The 7,696-nt window shown below is 39.5% G+C and carries 7 protein-coding genes; 4 read left to right on the top strand and 3 right to left on the bottom strand.

Features of this window, described 5'->3' with window-relative positions; all coding sequences use genetic code 11:
- On the bottom strand, positions 1 to 832 hold an 832-nt coding region (locus PSV17_RS01865; protein WP_300479067.1), incomplete at its 3' end, for an alpha/beta hydrolase.
- A gap of 132 nt (positions 833 to 964) precedes the next feature.
- Here PSV17_RS01865 and PSV17_RS01860 point away from each other — a divergent pair.
- The 4 genes from PSV17_RS01860 to PSV17_RS13890 all read left to right on the top strand — a co-directional run bounded on the left by PSV17_RS01860 (position 965) and on the right by PSV17_RS13890 (position 3,327).
- On the top strand, positions 965 to 1,570 hold the full coding sequence (locus PSV17_RS01860) for a TetR/AcrR family transcriptional regulator (RefSeq protein ID WP_300479064.1): 606 nt from the start codon (positions 965 to 967) through the stop codon (positions 1,568 to 1,570).
- Between the two features lie 143 nt (positions 1,571 to 1,713).
- Positions 1,714 to 2,199: a c-type cytochrome gene (locus PSV17_RS01855; protein WP_300479062.1), complete on the top strand. Its 486-nt coding sequence runs from the start codon at positions 1,714 to 1,716 to the stop codon at positions 2,197 to 2,199.
- A 378-nt stretch (positions 2,200 to 2,577) separates the two neighbouring features.
- A complete protein-coding gene (locus tag PSV17_RS13895) occupies positions 2,578 to 2,769 on the top strand; it encodes a Thivi_2564 family membrane protein (protein ID WP_366910270.1) in 192 nt (63 codons plus the stop codon).
- 225 nt (positions 2,770 to 2,994) lie between these two features.
- Complete coding sequence (locus tag PSV17_RS13890; protein ID WP_366910269.1) at positions 2,995 to 3,327, top strand: four-helix bundle copper-binding protein; 333 nt, start codon at positions 2,995 to 2,997, stop codon at positions 3,325 to 3,327.
- 64 nt (positions 3,328 to 3,391) lie between these two features.
- Here the strand turns inward: PSV17_RS13890 and PSV17_RS01850 are convergent, their stop codons facing one another.
- Both PSV17_RS01850 and PSV17_RS01845 read right to left on the bottom strand, forming a co-directional pair.
- Positions 3,392 to 4,909, bottom strand: coding sequence for a sulfatase-like hydrolase/transferase (locus PSV17_RS01850; protein ID WP_300479060.1), 1,518 nt, complete (start codon positions 4,907 to 4,909; stop codon positions 3,392 to 3,394).
- A gap of 155 nt (positions 4,910 to 5,064) precedes the next feature.
- A complete protein-coding gene (locus PSV17_RS01845; protein WP_300479057.1) occupies positions 5,065 to 7,635 on the bottom strand; it encodes a glycosyltransferase in 2,571 nt (856 codons plus the stop codon).
- Between the last annotated feature and the right edge of the window lie 61 nt (positions 7,636 to 7,696).

Below are 7,696 nucleotides of genomic sequence, written 5' to 3'. Positions count from 1 at the left end.
TTCCTTTGAAGGTCATTGGTAAAATATCATTTACACAGATTTTTTTACAGGCTCCTTCAGTTGGCAACATCGTATCACTGCTACCCGTCACAACCAAAACTGGCTGATTAATTGCTTTTAGAGTGTTGAATTCAGGGTCTGGCGTGCTAGTGAAAACAATCAGCGCTTTACCATGAGCATCTGCAATTTCTTTGCCGCTTTCAGGGTCACGCCCTTGTGTTCTTGCATAGACTCTAGACAAGAATGCCGCTGCCGCATTTTTACCAGCTTCAGAGTGTGAGAAAAATAGATAATCACGTGGATCTGGTACATTTTGTCTTGAAAATGCTTCACCCAAGACTTTCATTAAGTTATTACCACCACCTTGATGCGTAGTGCCAGCCAAAATTACTTTACGCACTAACTCAGGATGTTTAGCTGCTAGTTGTTGCGCCACAAATCCACCCATTGAAAAACCAAGCAAATCCACTTGTTTATGACCTAAAGCCTGAATAAATGCATAGGCATCAGTCGTCATTTGTTCAATATTATCGGCTACTACGCCATCGGTAGCGCCAGTGCCTCTATTGTTAAATACAATGACTAGGCGTGTTTTAGCAAATGCATTGACGACGGCAGGATCCCAAGCATCCATATTGCCTGTAAAGTGTTGTAGAAATACCAATGGTGTTCCTGATTTTTGGCCCAGCGTACGATATGAAAATTTAACGCCATTTGCTTCTATATATTTGGTCGCGGTTGTTTCTAACTTATCTTCAGCCAAGGCGAGGCTAGGTTCTATGACAGAAAATGTTGCAGTTATAAGCAATATCGATTTTAAGAATTTATTCATGGCTTATCCTTTAGGTTTAATGGCTTTTATTATTAAAATACCATTTGGTACATAAATATAATTCAGTAACACTTGCCTTGTCAATCTTTTTTTGTAACAATTGGTATATTAATTAAATTAAGAGTTTTAACCATGACAACTGATGTAAAAAAATCGCGAGGTCGCCCTAGGGTTTTTGATCAAGATGAAGCGCTAGATAAGGCCATGCAGATATTCTGGAATAGAGGTTATGAAGGAGCCTCCATAGCTGAATTGACAGAAACACTAGGTATTAATAAGCCCAGTCTTTATTCTGCATTTGGAAATAAAGAAGAGTTGTTTAAAAAGGCGCTTTCGAGATATGCCGCTGGCCCAGTCTCTTTTGTGAGAGACGCTGTCAACGAGCCTACTGCCCGTAAAGTAGCAGAAAGTTTCTTATTTAATGCAGCTGAATTTCTAACTAAACCCACCCAACCAAAAGGCTGCATGATTGTACAAGGCGCATTATCAAGTGGTGAAAGCGCCGATTTAGTCAAAGAAATTCTCATTAAGTACAGAAATAATTATGAAAATTTATTAACGGCTCGTTTTGAAAAAGCAAAAACAGATGGTGATTTGCCAGAGAATGCAGTTGCAATAGATTTAGCTAAATATCTTGCCACACTACATCAAGGCATGTCAGTGCAAGCAACCAGTGGCGCAACTAAAGAAGAGCTCATAAAAATAGCCCATATAGCATTAAGTGTTTGGCCAAAATAAAGTCGCATCAATTGGGCGAATAAGAATTAGTGACCAGCTCTTAGTCTGAATACAAAGGAATTTTAGTAAAACATAGAACTACTAGGCAGTTAATAGACTCTAAAATTGGTGAATATCTTATATTTTTCCCATAAAGGAGATTTATGATGCGGACTCACTTAGCTAAATTTGTATTACTCACTTTGAGCCTTCTGCTGCTTTTCTCAAGTAGTGTTTCACTAGCTGACCAGAGTTTTATTGATACCAAGACTGGTCAAGCAATGAAAATTGATTCGGCACTTTTTACCACCGAACAATCCAAAAAATTCCTGAGTACTGGTGAAAATCCATATAACGGTAATGCTGAAGCTATTGCCAGCGGTAAAAAGCATTATCAAACTTACTCATGTGCACAATGTCATGGAGCTCAAGCACAAGGACAAACTGCGGCGGGTTTAATAGGGCCTAAATTTAATCACTCTAAAAGCGCAACTGACAAAGGTATGTTCGAAATCATCTGGGCAGGCACAAACGGCGGTATGAGTGCCAAAGGCCAAGGGGTAATGGATCCCACTAACAAAAGTAACGGATTATCCCCTGATGAAATATTAAAGTTAATTGCTTGGGTCAGAAGTCAAGGCAAAGGGTAATCTAATAATAGTCACAATTCATCTTCTAGTAGAAGATGAATGGTTAGGCCATATTTCATACCGTCAGCGTATCGGGACAGACGCCACTTATGGTTTCGATTGGCAACTTGCCCGATGCCTGATCTCATATACAGTACTCAGTCAAAAATCTTGTCTGCCGCTCAATTACCAGACCATCTATTAAAATTACTTACTTAAATATGCAGTTCTTACAACTATTATGATGGCTTTGGTCTGGAATAACTGGCTTGTTAAAATTGCAATCGCTTGCTTTCAGAAAGTAATAAGCGTTCCAGCCGCTGAGTGCGCTTACGCACAGACATTGAATGATAAAACTGATATTTTTAGGTTCAATATAAATTCTGAGAGTTTCGAAAAATGAACATATTAATAAATCTAATTGTGTACTTAGTCGTATTTGGCCTTATCTGGTGGTTAGTCAGCTTACTTCCACTGCCTGCTCCAGTTGCCCAAATTGTCCGTGTGCTTTTTATTGTTTTGCTAATCTTAATTGTATTATCTGCGGTGGGAATACTGCCAGGCAACTATCTACCACCTATACGCCTTTGATTAACATTTCATTTATAAAAGTAAATCTTTGCTTTAGGGAAACCTCTCCTTAGTCATAAAAGTGTATGCAGAAATCAATAGTATCGATGCATAAATTGAAGTATGCGCACTTTATGTATAAGGTATGAATAAAACTTAAGGATGTCTTAGCGACTGTGTGTTTGCGCACTGACAAGCAAAAATTCTAAATTAAAATAGCTAATTTAAGCCTAACGCTTGGAAACGATGATGCTAACTCAAATGGAATCAGCTTATCTAAGTGCATGCAATGAATGTGCTGTTGCTTGCTTACAATGTGCGACTTTGTGTTTAAAAGAAGATAACCCTAAAGCAATGGTTAATTGTATTTTATTAGATCTGGAATGCGCGGATATGTGTCGCCATACTGGTCAAGCTATTGCAAGAGGTGATACACACCTACGCGAAATAAGTAATCTTTGTGCTCAGATATGCAAGAAATGTGCAGATGAATGTGGCATGCACCCAATGGACCATTGTCAACATTGCGCTGAATCTTGCAAAAGGTGTGCAGTTGCTTGTATGAGCCTGACCCAATAGAGAGTTTAAGAATCCTCTAAATGGACAAATATTTTAGTTTGTCTATTCTTACAATATAGGTTCTCTAATGGCGTTGCTTCCAAAGCTCTAAATACTCATCCGACTGATTAAGCAAATTCTCGTTCATTTCTTCGTATTCAGTCTCTAGCGGCAAATCCGTATTTTTTGAAATTGCCGAATAACCTAAGCCTAACTTACCCCCTTCAACTTTAAAACCAATTAACTCCAAAATACTTGGAAACATATCAAAGTGCAGTACTGCATCGCGATTTTTTAACACAGGTTTATTAGAAATAAATCGATTAAAGACATGCCGTTCTTTAATTTTTTCTAGTTTGTCAGAAACGGGGTTTTCCATCGCCAAATGGTCTCCTAAAATGACAACATTAGTATTTTTAAGATAACCATTTACTTTCATAAATTGCACAAACTCAGCCACCTGATTAGAAGTACATTCTACAATTCCAGGAAAATCTTTAATGCCATGCGCTCTACAGTATTTTGAAAAATGCCCTTTTGGGCCATGGGTGTCTATGGTGGTGAAAGTCAGATTAAATGGTTTTTTTCCTTTGTGAAGTTCAACCAACTTTTGTTTCACCAACTTAAATAAATCATCATCATAAAGACCCCAGTAATTCATTTCAGACTTCTTACGATTACCCTTGAGTTCTTCACGACCGTAGACCTCATCATAATGGTGGTCTTGGAAAAACTTTCCTTTCCCTGAAAATGCTAGTGCATCTCCACCCATATAAACATTGTGATAGCCCGCATTGTGCAAAATATCACCTAAACAAACTGCATTAGGTAAAAAAGATCGAATGTTCTCACCTTGGTTATTACCATCATATAAGCTCACACTTTTAAGGGGTAATCCACATTGCGTGGAGGTAATGCCAGCAATCGTCCAGCCAGTTCCTGGCGCTTGTTTGAAACTTTCAAAGCTTGTGCCTTTGATATGATCTAAACTAGCCACCAAGTTCTTACCAAATATCTTTGGATCTTTATAAGAATCCTCAAGACTTTCTACATAAATCAACACTAGGTTTTTAGGCTTAATTAATTCGACTTTTACTTTCGCTGGATAGACATAATGTTGGGCAAAATAGTTTTTACCGAATTGATTGTGTACAAAAGCCGTGACTGAGAACTGAATACAAAAATACGTCACTGCAGCTACCAGTGTATAAAGCGGTGCGCGAAGATTAATAAACGAATAAAATATTTTTACGGCGTGAATGTTTGCCGCTCTTGCAGGGCGTGTTAGCCAATGGGTAGAACCATGCGTAATAAACAAAGCAATGGAATATTCCACAAAAACCAAAAGCAAAGATAAGCCTACAGGTAAAGCGACACACCACTTTAAGAAGCTTTCAATGAGGGCTGTATCAGTATCAACCAAGCCCTCCATGCCAAATTGCACATGATAGAGAACCTGCTCTAAAGAGGGCTCACCAAAATTAGATGAAACCCATAAAGCGATTGCACATAAGAAAAAGGCAAGCAAATATGTTAAAAACCTTATGCCTGCGCGCAACCAGTGCCGATGGCGATTTTGAATTTTCTTTTCAGGGCTTAACATTACGCTTCCATTATAGATAAAACGACAATTGTACAAACTTGTAAATAGGAAGTGCTTTAAGGTGCCATTGAGTCAGTTATAACTGATAAACGGCAATAATCGAGAAATTAACTTGCCATACTTTACCAACTTTTAACTCTGGGTAAATGATAGGCTTATTCCTTACTATCGGCACGTTGAGAAATGAATTGGCACGCAACTGCACTAGCATAAGGCAACGCTTGTAATGACAGCATAGTGACCCATAACTGCGCGTCAATGTTATTAAACCCTCGTGTAAATAGCATGGCTAAGCTGCATAGTGCTAATGCCATTAACAAGCTAAATTCTTCAATAATTGGATTAAGAACTTGTAGTCGATTGATGTTAGCCTTTCCTTTTGCTGTCACCTTGAATACGCCATCCTTCTTAATCAGCCCCATAATCACGCCTCTCGCAATGGCGTGTGAAAGACCTAACCCAGCGATTGATGCCCCCAAAATATCCTTCCAGTGACAATCCATAGTCTTTCTATAAAGTACGGGACCTAATGCCGCTTTAATAAAAAGAAAACAAAGGATTGGCATAATCATAATGCTCACTGGTAAGCTAAATGACTTAGGAAACGCCAGCATCGCGACAGTCCATGAAATTGAACCAATGGTGAATATTAATTGCAGAGCGTCGCCTAACCAGCCGAACCAGCCTGTTAAGAAATGATAACGTTGCCCAAAAGTAAGTGTTGAGTCTCCGAGGAGTTTGGGTAAATGATGTTTAAGAATTTGCATGGCGCCAAATGCCCATCTAAATCGTTGGGATTTTAAGGCTTTAAAGTCCGCAGGTGTTAAGCCACGACCAAATGTATCGTCGATATAGCGCAGTTCATAGCCACTTTCAAGGAGGCGCAGACCAAGTTCTGTATCTTCACAAATACACCATTCTGACCACTTTCCGCTATCAAGTAAGGCCTGATGACGAACTAATGTCATCGTTCCGTGTTGAATGAGGGCATTTCGCTCATGGCGATGATGCATGCCAATTTTGAAAAAGCCTTCGAATTCCCAATTACTCATGCGTCGGAAGAAATTATTCTCCCAATCTCTGTGTGCTTGCGGAGCCTGAACAACAGCTACTTTATCATCCATAAAATGTGGCACTAAATCAGAAAGCCAATCAGGCGTCACTTCATAATCGGCATCCACCACGCCAACCACTTGAGCATTTGGATTAGTTTGGTCTAAGGCAAAATTCAGTGCGCCAGCTTTAAATCCTGGCCATTTTGGTAAGTGATAAAATTTAAAATTGGCGGGCAGATTCGCCATGTAAGCTTCTAATGGTTTCCATTTCGCTTCATCTTTTGTATTGTTATCAACAACGATCACCTCATAATTGGTGTAATTGAGCTTAACTAAGCTATCAATCGTCATTATCACCATTTCTGGTGGCTCGTTATAGCAAGCAAGGTGAATTGATACAAATAGCTCTTTATCAGTGGGCAAAGGTTTTGCGCGTTTATATACACGTTTCCACCCACCTTTGAACATCACTTCACTGAACTCAACACCGTAAATCATTAATACTGCTGAAGTCAGTCCCATGCCGATAATCAAAGCAATTAATACAATGAAGTCGCGCACCGTATAGTAATAATCTCCGGGTAAATTCCAAGCAATCACCAATGTCGTAATACAAGCCTGCAATAAGATGGCCATAGAGAATCGGCCGCCCAAACCCCAATGCCTGAATCTAATTGCAATGAAAAGAATGGGTAAGAACGCAATCAATGTTGACCAGAGGGCTTTAACTTCCCATCTAGCATCATTATCAATATTGCCTTGTAAAGAGTATTTTTCTTTTCTATCTCCGCCGAACATTCCCCAGTAAGGACCAGCCCATCCTTCAAGCTTTTGTTTCCAAGGCTGATCAAAAGCTTCCATCAAGTAATAATCGTATCTACCCTTGGCCGCTTTGGCTAAAAACTCCCTGACAAATTGTGCTTGATTGGCCTGAGATGCCACTGCAGCATCAATTGTTGGTCCGTTACTTGGCCAGCCAATTTCAGTGATGACGATTTTTTTACGGGGAAAAGTCACCATTAACTCATTTAGCCTTTGAAGGGAATAATCCACGGCTTTTTCAACGGGCACGCCCTCATGATAAGGTAGCAAATGCACCGCAATAAAATCTACGTGTTTAACTAAATCAGGATTTTTCAGCCAGACATGCCAAGGTTCTGCTGTTGAAATTGGCAACGAAGTTGTTGCCCTCACTTCATCCAAATACTCAGATAGCGCTTCAGGCGTCAAATCTTTCCTGAGTAAAACCTCATTGCCAACAATGGCCCGCTCAACACGAGGGTAATTTTTAATTTTACTTTTTAAAGCATTAATTTCACGTCGGTTAGCCTTTTCCTCATTCCCAAGCCACGCACCAGCAGTGATATAGAACCCTAAATTAGAGGCCAGCGCAGTGACTTCGCTATTTTCTAATGCACCATAAATACGAATACGATTGGTAAGGGGTTTAAGTATTTCCAAATCCTCGGCTAACTCAGCAGTGCTTGGATAATTTTTTTCGAGCGGACTTTGACTTGCTTGAAATCCACTATAAGCAAATCCGTGAACGATAGAGGGTGCATTCATCATCGGCAATGACCGATTTAGAATACTCCAAATACCAAAATGTATGAGGGCAATTAACGCAGCAAATGCAACTGGCTTGATATAACGGTTGATCAATAACAACATAAATAATGGGGCTGTAGTAGATTAGCTTTAAATCTCAGCCCACTCCTTCAATATTAACAGT

Source organism: Methylotenera sp. (assembly GCF_029946165.1).
GTDB lineage: Bacteria > Pseudomonadota > Gammaproteobacteria > Burkholderiales > Methylophilaceae > Methylotenera.
This window is presented reverse-complemented; position numbering and strand designations above follow the sequence as displayed.